This is a genomic window from Desmospora profundinema (assembly GCF_031454155.1).
GTDB lineage: Bacteria > Bacillota > Bacilli > Thermoactinomycetales > DSM-45169 > Desmospora > Desmospora profundinema.
In genome coordinates this window covers 323,667-340,403 of record NZ_JAVDQG010000005.1, presented here as the reverse complement: position 1 = coordinate 340,403, position 16,737 = coordinate 323,667, and the positions used below count along the sequence as shown (strand labels likewise).

Here is a 16,737-nt window from a genome sequence, read left to right as displayed (position 1 = left end):
AAGATTTTTGAAGTACGGGAACTGGAGATGGATACCTCCTTTATCCGCAATTATCTCACCAAAGAATTGGTGGAAGAACTGGATCTGTACGTGTTTCAGCGGGAAGGCAACGAATGGACCATCTCAGACAAACGGTGGAAAGAAGTGCGTGAAAGCCTGATCGCCAGCCGCGTCAACGGGGGGCATCCCATGATTGTGGTGGAGGACGGGGATTATCGGAACAACGGGGAGCTCTTGTTGAAGCATCGGTTTGAAGGACTGGAACTGGATGTCAAATACATCGAAAAAACGCTGCCCCATGTGTATGCGTTATGGAGGCGTCCGGTCCACATCGAGACGGTGATCGAAAACCGGGATGTTCTGTTTACGTATAACGGGAAGAAGTGTACCCGTCGGTTTTTGTAGATCTGAGGAAATATGGCAATTTTAAACCCGATCAAAGATTGATATCGATAAACGCATCAACCGGGTGGGGCGGTGATCCTGTCCGGTTGTTTTTACATGGGGGGCACCCATACGGACAGGAAGAATCGAAAATAGGTGGAAAGAATCGATTCTTTTACTATATAAATAATATCATTTCTTTATCGAATAATATCTAGATATGTCGCATCCATTACTTTTTTATTCCCATAACAACTAATTTGTGGTAGAATGACGGTGTTTGAACATGTTATAGGAGGGCGGAGATGGGGATTGTTTTAAAAACAAATAACCAAACACTAGTGAATATCTTTAAATGGGCTTTAAATGAGAAATCCGTTGACGTTGTACATAGTATGGATTTGGAACAAGCCTATGATCTTTCAAAAAAAACGCCATGCTTAGCACTCATTGTGGATATGGATACATTAACGAAGGACGATTTTGTACGCTTAAAGGAATGGAATCAAAAACATGGATTGCCAACTATGATCCATATCAACTATTCCATACCGAAGAGCAAGGCTCCAAAAATGAACGACAGCCTTTATTATATCAATCAAGACATCTGGTTTGATAAAGACAATCATGCTGTATGGGTAAATGATGAGCGAATCCCTTTAACTAGTATGGAGTGTAAATTATTAAACGTACTTACCAAAAAAGCAGGAAAGCCGATATCAATCGACGAGATCGTGAATGAGGTATGGGGACATGAACATGGAATCGGTAGCGAATCTCTGTATGTTCATATTCGGAAGTTACGAAAAAAGATTGAAGCGGACCCGAGTGATCCCCAAATTATTGTGACATGTCGGGGCCTTGGCTACCAATTAGTTAAAGGTCAGGAACCCCACGGCTAAAGCCGGGGGCTTGAAAAAAGTCTGAATCTGACCAGCCTTCGTCTTTGACTACGTTAGGAGCGAATGGATAGGTACCATGGGATGCTTCCCCAGTCCCATGCTCTACGGCAGGTGGTTAAACAGGTGTAACGGGGTGAAGCCAGTGCTGCTTGCAAAAAAACCGCTCCATAACATTGGCGAGGGGACCATTACCCGCGAAAGCGGAGGAGGTGCGTAAGCACATGCAACGCGTGTTTGTCTTGGATAGCAAGAAACAACCCTTAATGCCCTGTCATCCGGCACGGGCAAGAAAGTTGTTGTCAAAGGGACGAGCGGCTGTGTACCGCCGTTATCCGTTTACCATCATTTTAAAAGATCGTGAAGGTGGAGAGGTGCAACCCACAGAAGGAAAGATCGATCCTGGAAGCAAAGGAACCGGAGTGGCGGTAGTCGCTGAATTTCCCCGTGGACGTGAAGTCGTCTGGGCGGCCAACCTCCATCATCGCGGACAGGCGATTCGGGAAGCCTTAACGGATCGTCGTGCGATCCGTCGGGGACGGCGCAGCCGCAAGACTCGGTATCGCCCGGCCCGTTTCCATAACCGTCGTAAGCCAAAAGGATGGTTGCCGCCATCGCTCCGCTCCAGGGTGGAGAATATAAAGAACTGGATGGGGCGGTTGTTGCGCTACATTCCGATCCAATCCATCGCTGTTGAAACGGTCGGGTTTGATACGCAAAAGATTCAAAACCCCGAAATCATGGGAATGGAGTACCAACAAGGAGAGTTGTTTGGATACGAAGTCCGGGAGTATCTGTTAGAAAAGTGGGGGCGGCAATGTGCCTACTGCGGGAAAGAAGGCGTTCCCCTGGAGGTGGAACACATTCACCCCAAAAGCAAAGGCGGCTCCAACCGGATCTCCAACCTGACCGTCTCTTGCCGGGAGTGTAACCTCGATAAGGACAACCAGTCCATCCAAGTCTTTCTCTCCAAGAAACCGAACGTGTTGGACAAGATCCTGAGGCAAGCCAAGCTTCCCCTTCAGGATGCGGCGGCGATCAATGCCATCCGGTGGGCCATCGGGGAAGAATTGAAAGCCTTCGGATTACCCGTTACCTTCTGGTCTGGCGGACGGACGAAGTACAACCGAATCTGCCAAGGATATGAGAAAGATCATTGGGTGGATGCCGCTTGTGTGGGAGAAAGCGGCGAACGGGTTTGGATTCCGGAAAGGTTGACTCCTCTCCTGATCCAAGCCATGGGGCGGGGTTCCCGTCAGATGTGCCGGATGGATCGATATGGGTTTCCGCGAACATCCGCAAAAAAGAACAAACGAGTGAAAGGCTTTCAGACTGGTGATTTCGTGAAGGCGGTTGTGACAAAAGGGAAAAAAGCTGGAACCTATGTCGGACGGGTAGCCGTCCGAACATCGGGAAGTTTTAACATCAAGACGAACACTCAAACCATACAGGGGATTAGTTGTCGAACTTGTCGCTTGCTTCAGCGAGCCGATGGATACCACTATTCGTTTGCGGGTTAACGCCCAACCCGTGTTTCCTCCCCATGTTTGAAAATAGGGGTCTCCACGCGGGAAAGGCGATGACATAAAGGAATTTTAAATTTGAATTCAGGACGGTCCTATTTTTGAACAGTTATAATCTGGATGAGGATAGAGGGTACGGAACTTGTTTTCGAAGCCGTCTGTTCCATTCATTGAGAGGGGGAAGGATATTGAACATTCGTAAGAAGCTCATTCCAGTAGTAGCAGCGGTAGGACTGTTGGGTGTGGTTCCATCGATGGCTTTTGCAGACGAAGAAACAGGGGCACTGGGAGGTTGGACGGAAGGGGAAGGGTATTGGACAAAAAGTGAGGTAACAGTGAACCAAATAGGTACGATGAGTTCCAAGCCCGACTTTCACAGAGGTTGGAAAGAGGGAGGAAGAAGGGGTTTCTGGAGCGCAGTGGGTGAAACTGGATGGAAGAATGTACATCACTATACTCGCGCACGAATGGTGTATTTAAATGGAAACGTAAATGCTGATAGTGGAAGGAAATGGGGAATAAGTTATACTTATGCAAAGTCGCCTCTTGGTCAAGGGAGTGCTAGAACATACTATGGCCGTTGAGAGTTCCTTAACAAGATAAAGATAGGCCTATTGACTTTTATCTTTGGTTAATGATCGTGACATTACTTTTTCAAAGTGAAAGAAAGATTAATATAAAATTAAGCATTATCATTTCAGAGAGAAGGTTAACTTTTCTCTAGCTCAACAAGGAGCTATTCTCTGCTGAAAGTAGGGTGAGCAAGCCCTAGTAATAGTTGAAAGACATAAAGTTTAATTTCTAGCTAAAAGTTGATTAAGATATTTTAATCTCGAATTCAGGACAACTGATAATTGATTAAATATAATTTGATTAGGATAGAGGGTAATGAACTTTCGAGGCCGTCTGTCCCAATAATGAGAGGGGGAAGCATATTGAACATTCGTAAGAAGCTCATTCCAGTAGTAGCAGCAGTAGGACTGTTGGGTGCGGTTCCATCGATGGCTTTTGCAGACGAAGAAGCAGGAGCGCTGGGAGGTTGGACGGAAGGGGAAGGGTATTGGACAAAAAGTGAAGTGGAAGCGGACCAAGTAGGTACGATGAGTTCCAAGCCTCAAATGCACAGAGGTTGGAAAGAAGGGGGAAGAGGTCACTGGCGTGCAGTGGGTGAGACTGGATGGAAAGGTGTGCGTCACTATACTCGGGCACGAATGGTGTCCTTAACTGGAAAGACATGTAGAGAAAGCAAAAGGGAGTGGGGAGTTGGTTATACCAAAGCAACGTCGCCTAATTCCGATTGCACACGTGCAAGAACATTTTATGGGCGTTAATCGTATACAGTCATAAAAGAATACAATTCTTTAGAACGATGAAACCGCCATCTAATGGTAGTTTCATCGTTCTAGTGAAAAAAGGATATGGGGAAAATGAGTAAGTTTACAATAGCACGCTTACGAAAAGATGGAACGGTTTGGCTTTTGATACTGTACCTGTTACTCAGTGTGATTGTGGTTTCCGCTAGTTTTTATCAAATCAAGCAGCAAGAATTACAGAGACATACCAGAGGTTTGTATGATCCGAATCCGTTATCGTTTACGATTAACGATCATGATCAGTCTATCGACTGGAGGCATCTGAATACAGCTAAGTCTTTTACCACCTTTAACGAACTTGGAAAGATGCAAGGTAAAGGGAAAGACTACGATTTGAGAGGAATATACTTTCATAAATCTACTTACATCCCCCCTATAATTTCAGGAAGGTTTTTTCAAGAGAACGACTTTTATCGAGACAAAAAACTAGCTGTAATTGGTAAAAGCGTGGACAAATCAGAAGCAAAGGATGGACAGAATGGATATGTTCAACAGAATGGAAAGGAATATTATGTCTTACAAGGTATCAAATATCAAATCATCGGAACGATGGGCACCTCGTATGCATCCAAAATCAATGACACGATTCTATTCAATTTAGATGCTATCGAACAAGGAAAGCCTGTAGAATCCAACGCTTATGTGATGAATATAGGAAGTAACCCCATCAGCAATGGCTTGTTGCAGTTCAGAGATAGCGAGGTATCGGTGAATGTCATTGATCGAGGGGATCTTGGTGTTCAGCGATTTTTAAGTATGGATGTATATCAATTGGTGATTTTCTTGCTTCTACTTTTGATACTAGTCAGTTTGACCCTGCTGTTCACCCAGTATTGGCTGGGGAAGAAAAGCACGGAAATCCGTATCCTATGGCAGCTGGGGATTCCTATTGGGCGAGCTTATCAACGCTATGCGATTACGCTTGTTCTGATTGCATCAGGATGCTATCTCTTGGTTGGTCTATTGAGCTATTGGTGGCTTCCACGATATCTCCAGAACCCACAAGCCGGGATGATGCACACCCTCCATCTGATTGTCGGCTACGGGCTCATCCTGTTGTCTGCTGGAATCTCCATGTGGTTGTCATTCAGGAAGTCGATCAGACAGAGACTGAAGAAAGGGTGAGAGGATAGTGATTATAAAAGAGGTAATAGAAAGCCTAAGGCGAAGAAAACTGTTTTCTTATCTGATTGCTCTTGGATTAATCGTTTTCTTTTTTATAGTGACGGCTTTATTTCAGAATTATATCCATATAAAGGAAAGAGAAGGGAAGGTAGAATCATTCCAAGGATTACCCAGTTATCCAATTGCGGATACATTGTTCGAGGATAGTGATTGGAAGGAATACCTTAACGAGCCCAACGCTTTGGAGAGAGTAAGACGATTTTATGGGTATCTAGAGGGGAATTTGGGCGAAAAATATCTTCATATACATACTCAATCGATCGCATTGTCTCCCGGTAATGTAAAATGGGATGAGAAGTTGTTACATGGATATGAGGATGGATATGGGAACAATGAGAAGGTTAAAGAAAGTGAAGATCCTTACTATGCTTTTAAGGCTGTACAAATGAATAAGCAAGCGTTTGACAGCTTTTCCATTGATGTGAGTGAAGGAGAACCGTTATCTTCTGAAGACTTCCATCATAGTAACAATCCAGGCGTCATTCCCGTTTTACTGGGGTCAGAATATCAAAGTATCTATCAGGTTGGCGATCAGCTAACAGCCGAATATTTATTTAAGGATTTCCAATTAGAGGTTAAGGGGTTTATTCCTTCAAACACGTTTGTTTCCCAGCCGTTTGTTTCCGAAATCTATCTGGACCGGTATATTGTAATGCCTGCTCAACAGTTTGAGGCTCCTGCCGATGAGGAAGAGTGGGACTTCCAGCGAAAACATTACTTTAATTTGATTAGTGGGAGTATTTACAGTGCAGAAGATAAAGATGTGATTGTAAGTAAATTAGAAGAGATCAAAGCTAAATCAGATTTTCCACACATTGAGATCATCGGAATAGATATGCCTCTTGAAAACCTGTTTGCTGCGATTCAAGAACATACCCGCTGGGTTATGATCCTAGCCGGTGTACTGTTTGTGGGTTGTATCTTAAGTATTTCCATTCTCATGATGACCAAGATACAAAATAACTACAAAAACATGTCGATTCACCTGATTTCAGGGGCGACTATGAATCAGCTGTTTCGGTATGTTTTAGCCGAAGTAATTGTGTTGGTGAGTGTTCCAGCGTTGTTGATGATCCTTCTCTATATGGGAGCTTTCTATTTTGTTCCACCGCAATACATTTTGTTGATCGTTGCCTGTGTGTTTATGATGACTCTATTGTCCATCCTTCCGATCTATCTCCAATTTCGTAAGTTACCTATTAGCCGATTACTGAAGAGAGCGGAGTGATTGTGATGATACAAGTGAAGGAACTGAAAAAATCGTACCCAGTAGGCAAAAAAAAGTTGGAAGTATTAAAAGGAGTCGACCTAGAGATAGAAAAAGGGGACATGATCGCCATCATGGGCAGGAGCGGATCGGGGAAGTCAACATTGCTCAATATCCTGGCGGGATTGGATCTAGCGGACAGCGGGACCTATCGGTATGAACAGGATCAGATTAGTGATCTAAACCTGGATGAGCTGGCCGATTTTCGCAGGAAGAAGATCGGGTTTATCCTTCAGAACTATGCCCTCATCGATAGTAAAAATGTGTTTGAAAATGTAGCGCTACCTCTGCGGTACAGCAAAGAATCGGATGATGAGATAAAAGAAAAAGTAAAGAAAATCCTGTCTTCATTAGACATAGAGGAATTAAAGGAACAAGCGGTTGATCAATTATCCGGTGGCCAAGCCCAACGTGTGGCGATTGCTAGGGCGTTAATTCAAAGCCCGGAGCTGATATTGGCGGATGAGCCGACGGGATCTCTGGACGAAGAAACAGAAAAAGAGATACTGGCTCTGTTTAAGGATCTCAATCAACAGGGAAAAACGATTATCCTCGTTACCCATAATCCACAAGTGGCCGAAATCTGTGATCAAACGGTTTATATACGAGACGGCCGATGCTTGTTTACCCGCTAATATAATTAGCTTAAATTTGGTATGAAGGGATTTTAAAGTAGAATTCAGGACAGTTCTGTTTTTGATAAATATAATTTGGGTAGGATAGAGGCAGTGGGACTTAGTTTCTAGGCTCTGTCCCATCCATTGAGAGGGGGAAGGATATTGAACATTCGTAAGAAGCTCATTCCAGTAGTAGCAGCGGTAGGACTGTTGGGTGCGGTTCCATCGATGGCTTTTGCGGACGAAGAAGCAGGAGCGTTGGGAGGTTGGACGGAAGGAGAAGGGTATTGGACTAAAAACGAGGTAGCATTGAACCAAGTGGGCACCATGAGCTCTAAGCCTGTTCATAAAGGATGGAGTAATGGTGGTTGTGCAATAGGTGAAACAAAATGGAGGAATGTGCATCACTACACTCGAGCACGAAAGGAGTCTATAAGAGGGAAGAAAACTTATGCTGATAGTGGAAGAAAATGGGGTGTTAATTATACTAAAGCCAGCGCTTGTTCCTCGAAAGGAATCGCTAGAACATATTATGGACGTTAAAAGTATATAGCAGTTTGTGAATATAAAAACACACTTTAAAATCATAAAAATGCCATTATAAAATGGCATTTTTATGATTATGGAGAAAGGGATACCAATGAGAAAAATTACAATAACGAGTTTGCGAATAAATAGAATAATTTGGATTTTAGTGCTTTACCTGTTACTTAGCGTGATTGCAGTTTCATTTAGCTTTTATCAAGTTAAGCAACAAGAATTAAACAAATTGACTAGAAGTCTATATAATATGAACTCAATATCGTTTGTAATTAACAATTTAGATATATTAGTAGACTGGAGGAAACTGAAAACAACCCAACCCTTTACAACTTTCAATGATATTGGAATAGTATATAGGAAAATTGGCGATGAATTAGTACAATACAATGCGAGAGGTATCTACTACCACAAAAATACTTACAAACCTCCAATGATTTCAGGGAGATTTTTTGAGGAAGCTGATTTTTACCAAGAAAAAAGATTAGCTGTCATCGGTAAAAATGTGGAAAAATCAGAAGATAATTATATTGAACAGAACGGAAAAAAATATTATGTCTTTAAAGGTGTTTATTTTGAAATCATCGGAACGATGGGTGCCTCGTATTCATCCAAAATCGATGATATGATTCTGTTTAATTTAGATGCCATCGAACAAGAGGAAATGGGAGAATCCGCAGTTTATGTGATGAATATAGGAAAGAACCCCATCAGTAATGGATCGTTGCAGTTTGGGGATCATACGGTATCGGTCGATGTCATTGATAAAGGAGATTTGGGTGTTCAGCGATTTTTAAGTATGGATGTCTATCAATTGGTGATTTTCTTGCTTCTACTTTTGATACTAGTCAGTTTGACCCTGCTGTTCACCCAGTATTGGCTGGGGAAGAAAAGCACGGAAATCCGTATCCTATGGCAGCTGGGGATTCCTATTGGGCGAGCTTATCAACGCTATGCGATTACGCTTGTTCTGATTGCATCAGGATGCTATCTCTTGGTTGGTCTATTGAGCTATTGGTGGCTTCCACGATATCTCCAGAACCCACAAGCCGGGATGATGCACACCCTCCATCTGATTGTCGGCTACGGGCTCATCCTGTTGTCTGCTGGAATCTCCATGTGGTTGTCATTCAGGAAGTCGATCAGACAGAGACTGAGAAAAGGGTGAGAGGATGGATGAAGATGGTTATGCGAGAAGTACTAGAAAGCCTCAAGCGAAGAAAACTGTTTGCCTGTCTGATTGGTTTTGGTCTGATGGTGTTCTTTTTTGCGGTGACAGTTTTATTTCAGAATTATATACACATTGAAGCGAAAGGGGGAAAAGTAGAATCATTTCAAGGATTAAGCAGTTATGAACTTGGGGATACGTTGTTCGAGGATAGTGATTGGAAGGAATACCTTAACGAGCCCAACGCTTTGGAGAGAGTGAGGCGATTTTATGGGTATCTAGAGGAGAATTTGGGCGAAAAATATCTTCATATACATACACAATCGATCGCATTGTCTCCCGGTAACGTAAAATGGGATGAGAAGTTGTTACATGGGCATGAGGATGGAGATGCAGATAAAGTAAAGGAGAGGTCCTATTATAAAGAAAAGGAAGGTCCTTATTATGCTTTTAAGGCCGTACAGATGAATAAGCAAGCCTTTGACAGTTTCACTATTGATGTGAGTGAAGGAGAAGCGTTGTCTCCTGAAGACTTCGATCACAATAACAATCCAGGCGTCATCCCGGTTTTATTGGGGTCAGAATATCAAAGTATCTATCAGGTTGGCGATCAGCTAACAGCCGAATATTTATTTAAGGATTTCCAATTAGAGATTAAGGGATTTATCCCATCAAACACGTTTGTTTCCGAAATCTATCTGGACCGGTATATTGTGATACCTGCTCAGCAGTTTGATGCACCTGTCGATGAGGAAGAGTGGGACTTCCAACGAAAACATTATTTTAACTTAATTAATGGGAGTATTTACAGTGCAGAAGGTAAAGGTGTGATAGTAGGTAAATTAGAAAAGATCAAAACCAAATCTGATTTTCCACATATCATGATTCTCGGGGTAGATGATTCTCCTCTTGAAAATCTCTTTGCTGCCATTCAAACACATATCCAATGGGTTATGATCCTAGCCGGTGTGCTGTTTGTGGGTTGTATCTTAAGTATCTCTATTCTCATGATGACCAAAATACAAGATAACTACAAAAACATGTCGATTCACTTAATATCAGGGGCGACTATGAATCAGCTGCTTCGGTATGTTTTGGCTGAAGTGCTCGTGTTGGTGAGTATTCCAGCACTGTTGATGATCCTTCTCTATATGGGGTCCTTTTCTTTCGTTCCACCGCTGTACCTTTTACTCATGGTTATGTGTATCTTCATCCTAACCCTGTTGTCCGCCGCCCCGATCTACCTGCAATTTCGTAAACTGCCGATCAGCCGGTTGTTAAAAAGAGCAGAGTAAGTCTTGTGAACAAAGGTAGAGAAATAATCCGACGGCACGACGCCGTCGGATTTTTTTGTGACTTTGCCTAAGTGCTCACTTCGTTTAAAATAGGATCAGATGTAGGAGGGATTTATGATGAGGATGTTGGATCAAATCTTAACACACAACCGTTCATTTGTTGCCAACGAGGAGTATCGTCCATACCAGACGACGAAGTTTCCGGATAAAAAGCTGGTTGTCGTCACCTGTATGGACACCCGGTTGACGGAGCTGCTCCCGCGTGCGATGAATTTGAAAAACGGAGACACCAAGTTGATCAAAAATGCCGGGGCTATCGTCAGCCACCCCTTCGGCAGTGTGATGCGTAGTGTGTTAGTTGCCATTTATGAGTTGAAGGCCCGGGAAGTATGTGTCGTCGGACACCACGGGTGCGGAATGGGAAGTATTCAACCGGAAGCTACTTTGGCCAAGATGCGGGAGCGTGGAATCGGCGATGAAACGATTCGGACGCTGGAACGATCCGGGATCGATTTGAAGAAATGGCTGCACGGATTTGCTTCCGTGGAGGAAAGTGTGGAAAACAGTGTACGTGTCATTCGGGAGCATCCGTTGATGCCGTCTGGCGTGCCGGTTCACGGTTTGGTGATCGATCCGGAAACCGGTGAATTGACCGTTGTGGCGGACGGTGATCAAGTGGAAGAAAAAGAGGAGACGGGTTTGTCCTATCCATAAACCGGTTAAAGCCAACTGACTGCAAAGCGATTCCACAGCCGGATAGCCGGTTGGATGGAATCGTTTAGTTATTTTTTTCTGAATAGACAAAATAAAAGGAAAGAGTGATTTGAAGCGGATTCCACATGTGTACGCCATATTGTTTGCCCTGATGGTATTGGCCGGCATTCTTACCCATGTTGTCACGCCGGGAGAATTTGAACGGGAAACCGTCGATGGCCGGGATGGCTTCGGCAATCGGTCATGTCCCGTCTGTTTTTGCGGCGATGGGAATGTATTTCACCCAGTGTTTGCTTAATTTTGTGGTTCCTTCGGGCAGCGGACAGGCCGGGTTGACGCTTGCATAGATTCCCTGGAACAAGTGGGCCCGTTAGATTTTACCGTTAATCCTCATCCAATATGGATTGGGTGCCGGTTTTGTCACGCTGGCGCATCTCATCGGTTACTACCCCGGGGCTGTACGGCTGTCTTCGTTTCGTTTGCTGACAGCGCATAGAAATAAAGTTACCGGATCGTCTCTGGATCGGCTGTTTAACCATAAGAAACACACCGGCTTGCTAAACCGGTGTGATTATGGTGGGTTACTGCTCTGTATTTGTATCGGGATCTTCCACATAAGAACCCTCATCCGGGTAGAAACGCGCTTCTTCGTTTCCGAATGTCCGATCCTCATCGTCGAGATGAGGTTCATCCTCGTTTTCATAGGTTGAATCTTCTGTTGAATTTTCCTGATCTTGAAGAATGAAAGGCTCCGAGGAGTCCGGCTGTTCGTCGGATTCCACATGAGTGGAGGATGGTTCAGCATCTTCTGCAGAAGCGATTAAGGGAGTAGCGTGGTCGGTTTCTTGGTCTATACTGTCGGGGATGATCGCGGTCGGAGATTCCTCTTCGTAAGGGATGGGTTCATCGTTTTTTTCAGACGAGTAGTGGCTTTGTTCAAGCGGTTGATCCGAACCGACTGCAATCCAGGTAATGATGCCTTGATTGCGGGTTTCGGAGGGATCGGAAAGTGTCAGGCACAGGGTGAAGGCTTTTTCTTCCCGTTCCGTCAAGCTGATGGTGCATCCAGGCAGGTCTGTCATCGCGACAGCGGTGTACCCCGGTGTCGGGAAGGGGTTATTTAATTTGACTTTCACTTCAAATTGCGGGGATGCCGGATCGATAGAGAATGGAATCGAACCACTTTGAGGCAGGAACCGAAGCCAATCGATGGATAATTTTTCTAATCCTATACTTTCATCAGCCAAGTGTTCCGACTGGATGCTATGTTGCCGGATATGTCCACTGTGGATACTGTCCGGCTGGAGATGGTGTGATCCGATCGTTTCCTCTCCGATATGGTTGCCGGTGATAGCCTGTTGTTGGATGTGTCTTCCATCCACTGCTTCTTCATAAAGATGCCGGGAGTGGACGGATTGGTCGCGGATGTGGTCTTCCTTCACTGCGCCTTCGCTTAAGTGTTCCGACTGGATGCTTTGTTGTCGGATGTGCTCCCTATCGATACTGTCCGGCCGAAGATGGTGCGAGTCAATGGTTTCATTTGTTAAATGGTTACTGGTGATGGAATCCGGCTGGATGTGTCTCTCCTGTACCACCTCGTCATGGAGATGGCGGGATTGGATCGAGCGATCGCGGATGTGGTTCTCTTGCACCACCCCTTCACTGAGATGACGGGGCTGGACGGAAGCATCCCGTAGATGGATCTCCGTGATGGAGTCGGTAGACAGTATTTCACTGTCGATGCTGGTCGGAGCCAGGTGCTCCCGTTTTATTTGACCGGCTTTAAGGTGACGGGACTCTATCACATCGTCATCCAGGTGTTGGCCGGAAATACTTCGGGGAGCGATTTTTTCTGAAGTGACCGCTGTATTGGCTAATTTATCGGAAGTGATGACAAAGTCGGTCAATTTGTCCGTGGAGACAGATTCCGGACACAACTTGGAAGTGGTGATGGAACGATCCGCCAGGTGTGTGGCGCGAACTGATTCGTCCGCCAGATGTTCCCCCTGAATCACCCGCTCCTGAAGGTGCCGAGAACTGATAGCCTGATCCGACACATGGCGCTCTTGGACAATATGGTCGGCCAGGTGTTTTTCCCGAACCCCCAGTGGTGCGATTTGATCCTGGCGGACAGAGGATAGAGCCAGTTTGGACGTCGTGACAGCTCTCTCCTGGATGTGTTCCTCATGGATAATCCCAGGGTTTAGATGGTGGTTGTGAACGGCGTTGTCCTTCAAATGGGTGTTCCCTACCGAATCCGGTGCCAGTTGATCCTCCCCGACGCTGGAAGACGCCAAGTGTTTTCCCTTTACCGCATGATCCTTCAGATGGAGAGAATCCACGGACTGCGGCTGCAATACCCTGGATCCGATGGATTCGTCAGCGAGGGCGGAGGCTTGGATGGACCCATCAGCCAAATGGGCTCCATGGATGGATTGTGTTTGAATATGTTGCGCTTGGACGCATCCTGGCGCCAGTTTTTTGGATGTGACCGCTTCAGAAGCCAATTTTTCATGGGTGACCGATTGAGGAGCCAGGTTTTCCGTGGCGACGGCTTGGGAAGCCAATTTGGCCTGGTTGACTGCTTGATTGGCCAAATGGAGAGTGGTGACTGTTCCGCTCTCGATTTTGTCGGAGCGAATGGCTCCTTCAGTCAAGTGTTCGGCTTGGATATGTCCGTGTGCGATGTGGTGGGATTGGATGCTGTTTTGTCGGATTTTGCTGCCATCGATGGTGTCATCCCGTAACCGGCTGCCAGTCAGGCTGTTTTCCCGAATATGTTCGGACTGGATGGATTCCCGCTGAATTTGCTCGGGTCCGATAATATCTGCGTCCAGATGCTGTTCTTTAATGGCCCGCAGTGCGATCTTAGAGGATTGGACCGATTGGGAAGCCAATTTGGAACTGCTTATGGACAAGTCTTTCAGATGATCGGTATCGATGGACTGAACCCGGATGTTGCTGCCGTCGATGGAACGTTTCCCCAACTTTTCGTTGGTGATGGACCCGTCCACGAGATCGTGTGTATAGACAAAAGAAGGACTGTGACTGGAGGAGAGTCTTGTTTCCTTTTTACGGTGAAGGGAGGGAGCATGGCTTCTTTTTTGTTCCATTCCCAATTCCGGAGAACTGTATGGAGCCGAAGAGTGAACGGACAACGTCTCTTGCCCGGAGTCGGCAGCGGGCGTTGAAGATTGATTTTGGTCTTTGGTCCGGTCGACTTTTTGTTGGTCAGGTGGTGAACTTTCTTGCCGCGAGATCGGTACCGTATCCTTATTCTTAGCTGGTTGCGGGCTGGTGGATGGTTTTTCAGTTTCCCGCCATTCCCGTTTTATGATTTCTTCCAGCACCCACTCGTCATCGAGCGGGCGCGGCCGGGATGGACGGCGGGAGGGTTTTTTCCTACGGTTCAATATTACTCATCCCTTTCCATTCCATGTTTCCCACCATAGGTATATTCATCAGGGGCGAAAGCGGAAACGGTCGAGATAAAAACTGGGCGTGAAAAAGGATTGAAAAATGGATGGACAATCCGCTAACTGGCGGGTTGGATGATCGGTTTGTCCTTTTTCAGAGTCGTTTATTTGTTTCATCCCAAAGTATGGTTCTCTCTATTAACAGGTAGGGGCAAGTAGGTCGATTCGGAATAAAAAGGGACAAAACGGGCCCGTCGGAAGCTTTCCAACGGGCTGTTGTCATTTACAGAGTCGCTTCTTCATATAGAGTGGAATCCATCCCTTGAATCAGGGGAGAAAGGGAATCTTCAGCCATCATCCACAGCTGGTGCAATGCACGGGTACATCCCACATACAACAACTTCGCATCCGGATCGTTTTTTTGATAATGCCGCTCACTCACATCCACCAGCAAGACTGCGTCAAACTCCAACCCTTTTGTTAAATAGACAGGGAGGACGGACACCCTGCCCATGTAAGAGCGACGTTTGGCGTTGATCAGCGTGGTGGAGATACCGGCTTGGGAGAGTTCCTGATGGATTTGGTTGGCATCTGGTTCCGTTCTGGTTATGACGGCTAGACTTTTCACCTTTTGTTGTTTCATCTGATTCAACCAGGTCGAGATCAATGGAATGCGTTTCCCGGGAAATACACGGATTAGCTTGACCGGTTCTCCGCTGCGAAAGACAGGGACCGCTTTCGATACACCGATAGAGGCTTGGTCGATAATATGATTGGAAAATCGGATGATTTCCATCGTGGAGCGATAGCTTTGTGTCAATTCAAAGAGTGCCGTTTTCCCTTCCGGAAACAAGGACTGAAATAATTTCCAATCAGATGTCCCTTGAGATCCATGGATTCCTTGTGCTAAATCTCCCAGTATCGTAAACGCGTTTGTTCGGTCGCGCCAATCGAGGATGATGGGCTCCTTGTTGTCATCGTCCATCACCCCCGTTTTACCGATATAATACGTCGAACCGCCAATCCGGTCTCTTGGAAGTCGAGCCGTCCAAAGTAAGGTTCCGCCAGAGCCCGTTTGAGGTCCGTCTTCATCATGCATCTGGTCCAACATTTGTTCGGTGAAATCATGTCCGACATAACGGGGTTTTTTTGTTCGCTGGGCTAATAATCGTTGCAGCTGTTTTACGGTCTTGTTTAATCGTCGCTGCTCTTTCGGTAGGATGGAGAGTGATTGATTTCCATAAACGGCCTCCTTTCCATTACGTCGACAAGTATGGACCAGAACGGTAAAAAAGAATAGACTGTGATTATTCTTTTTGTTACGATGTTGTATAAAGACTGCCAAAAATCGAATTCCAAATACAGGATGTAGATTTCAAAATCCTCCTCATCATTAAGGGGGATTTTTCCATCAATCATCTTTATCAATAGACAAACCTAACCCCCGCCCTCTGTGGTCAAGTGTGGGGTTACTTCTCGTACCCGTGGTTGTCTGTGTATCAGTTCGGCGAAGGGTGATCCTGTCATGGTTATTGTGGCAGCTATTAGTGCGTCGGCCGACGATGATCGGATGTGTTACCATCGATTTAACGAAAAAGCCTGAAACGAGGATTGTTTTTTGGCAATGACTGTTTCTTCTGGATCAATTTATCCGTTTACTTCTCATAAGGATTTTTAGATCATTATATTTAACGGCACTTTTGACCATAAATATAAAGAGTGATCATTCCGCTTGTAGGGAATAACAGATCAACATAAAAAGGAGTAGGAACATTAATGGAACTGGATAAGCGATTGGAGAATTTGATCGAGAGAAAGATTCGTAAGGTAATCCGAGAGGAAAATGCATTGTTGCTGTCCGCCATGAACACAGGGACTAGCCACAGTTTGCAACTTTATCTGCAAAATCAAGAAAAGGCCTTCGAATTGACAGAGGGCTTGGTGGATGAATTGGATGAGGATGCTGTCGAAGAGATGGAGGAGGAGCCTCCCCTTATCGATTACAGTCAGGCGAAAGGAATTCACAAGAAAACCATTCAAACGGCTGAGATCGTCGCACAAACTCTCAAGGAGCGAGGGGAACTCCGTTTGGCTGATCTTCGTGATGAGGTGAAGAAGCGAGGCGGGGATCTGGGTGCCAATCCTACGATCTTGATGAAGAGTATTTTGCGGGTAAGTCCCGTGATTAAAAAAACAGGCCATGGACGCTATGCGTATAAGCCTTAAAACCCGGAGAAGTAAAGCCTCGACAAACGTTCCATTGTTTGTCGAGGCTTTTTCATGTATGACTCAGATGGTTCCAAGCGACTTTTAGTGGGACAGGGATCCCGATTGGCATGGATATGGGAGATATTGA

17 protein-coding genes are annotated in these 16,737 nt (G+C 45.3%); 15 read left to right on the top strand and 2 right to left on the bottom strand.

All coding sequences use genetic code 11. From position 1 onward, the window contains the following. The 14 genes from JOE21_RS12920 to JOE21_RS12855 all read left to right on the top strand — a co-directional run. A partial coding sequence (locus tag JOE21_RS12920) for a SpoVR family protein (protein ID WP_309866878.1) occupies positions 1-405 on the top strand: 405 nt, incomplete at its 5' end. 284 nt (positions 406-689) lie between these two features. Then, positions 690-1,286 carry a winged helix-turn-helix domain-containing protein gene (locus JOE21_RS12915; RefSeq protein ID WP_309866876.1) on the top strand — a complete coding sequence of 199 codons (597 nt, stop codon included), beginning with the start codon at positions 690-692 and terminating at the stop codon, positions 1,284-1,286. 221 nt (positions 1,287-1,507) lie between these two features. Further along, on the top strand, positions 1,508-2,803 hold the full coding sequence (gene iscB, locus JOE21_RS12910; RefSeq protein WP_309866874.1) for an RNA-guided endonuclease IscB: 1,296 nt from the start codon (positions 1,508-1,510) through the stop codon (positions 2,801-2,803). A gap of 191 nt (positions 2,804-2,994) precedes the next feature. Continuing rightward, positions 2,995-3,390, top strand: a complete 396-nt coding sequence (locus tag JOE21_RS12905) for a hypothetical protein (RefSeq protein WP_309866872.1) — start codon at positions 2,995-2,997, stop codon at positions 3,388-3,390. 351 nt (positions 3,391-3,741) lie between these two features. Beyond that, positions 3,742-4,137 carry a hypothetical protein gene (locus JOE21_RS12900; RefSeq protein WP_309866869.1) on the top strand — a complete coding sequence of 132 codons (396 nt, stop codon included), beginning with the start codon at positions 3,742-3,744 and terminating at the stop codon, positions 4,135-4,137. Positions 4,138-4,233: 96 nt separating this feature from the next. Next, complete coding sequence (locus JOE21_RS12895; RefSeq protein ID WP_309866866.1) at positions 4,234-5,304, top strand: ABC transporter permease; 1,071 nt, start codon at positions 4,234-4,236, stop codon at positions 5,302-5,304. A 7-nt stretch (positions 5,305-5,311) separates the two neighbouring features. Further along, positions 5,312-6,592 (top strand): ABC transporter permease family protein, encoded by a 1,281-nt coding sequence (locus JOE21_RS12890; RefSeq protein WP_309866863.1) that lies wholly within the window; start codon positions 5,312-5,314, stop codon positions 6,590-6,592. A 5-nt stretch (positions 6,593-6,597) separates the two neighbouring features. Next, positions 6,598-7,266, top strand: coding sequence for an ABC transporter ATP-binding protein (locus JOE21_RS12885; protein WP_309866861.1), 669 nt, complete (start codon positions 6,598-6,600; stop codon positions 7,264-7,266). Positions 7,267-7,410: 144 nt separating this feature from the next. Then, a complete protein-coding gene (locus JOE21_RS12880; RefSeq protein ID WP_309866859.1) occupies positions 7,411-7,791 on the top strand; it encodes a hypothetical protein in 381 nt (126 codons plus the stop codon). A 97-nt stretch (positions 7,792-7,888) separates the two neighbouring features. Continuing rightward, a complete protein-coding gene (locus JOE21_RS12875) occupies positions 7,889-8,956 on the top strand; it encodes an ABC transporter permease (protein WP_309866857.1) in 1,068 nt (355 codons plus the stop codon). A 14-nt stretch (positions 8,957-8,970) separates the two neighbouring features. Further along, on the top strand, positions 8,971-10,251 hold the full coding sequence (locus tag JOE21_RS12870; protein WP_309866855.1) for an ABC transporter permease: 1,281 nt from the start codon (positions 8,971-8,973) through the stop codon (positions 10,249-10,251). A 117-nt stretch (positions 10,252-10,368) separates the two neighbouring features. Beyond that, positions 10,369-10,965 (top strand): beta-class carbonic anhydrase, encoded by a 597-nt coding sequence (locus tag JOE21_RS12865; protein ID WP_374709366.1) that lies wholly within the window; start codon positions 10,369-10,371, stop codon positions 10,963-10,965. A 109-nt stretch (positions 10,966-11,074) separates the two neighbouring features. After that, a complete protein-coding gene (locus JOE21_RS12860) occupies positions 11,075-11,263 on the top strand; it encodes a hypothetical protein (protein WP_309866919.1) in 189 nt (62 codons plus the stop codon). Then, the gene (locus JOE21_RS12855; protein WP_309866917.1) at positions 11,232-11,312 is read left to right on the top strand and encodes a hypothetical protein; all 81 of its coding nucleotides are present in this window, start codon (positions 11,232-11,234) and stop codon (positions 11,310-11,312) included. The genes JOE21_RS12860 and JOE21_RS12855 overlap by 32 nt, the downstream gene beginning before the upstream one ends. 234 nt (positions 11,313-11,546) lie before the next feature. Here the strand turns inward: JOE21_RS12855 and JOE21_RS12850 are convergent, their stop codons facing one another. Both JOE21_RS12850 and JOE21_RS12845 read right to left on the bottom strand, forming a co-directional pair. Continuing rightward, complete coding sequence (locus tag JOE21_RS12850; protein ID WP_309866851.1) at positions 11,547-14,378, bottom strand: WIAG-tail domain; 2,832 nt, start codon at positions 14,376-14,378, stop codon at positions 11,547-11,549. A 286-nt stretch (positions 14,379-14,664) separates the two neighbouring features. Next, positions 14,665-15,726 carry a 3'-5' exonuclease gene (locus JOE21_RS12845; protein WP_309866848.1) on the bottom strand — a complete coding sequence of 354 codons (1,062 nt, stop codon included), beginning with the start codon at positions 15,724-15,726 and terminating at the stop codon, positions 14,665-14,667. Positions 15,727-16,157: 431 nt separating this feature from the next. Between JOE21_RS12845 and JOE21_RS12840 the strand changes: the two genes are divergently transcribed. Beyond that, entirely contained in the window at positions 16,158-16,607 is a 450-nt protein-coding gene (locus tag JOE21_RS12840) for a Rok-like winged helix domain-containing protein (RefSeq protein ID WP_309866846.1), read from the top strand. The last annotated feature ends 130 nt before the right edge of the window (positions 16,608-16,737 follow it).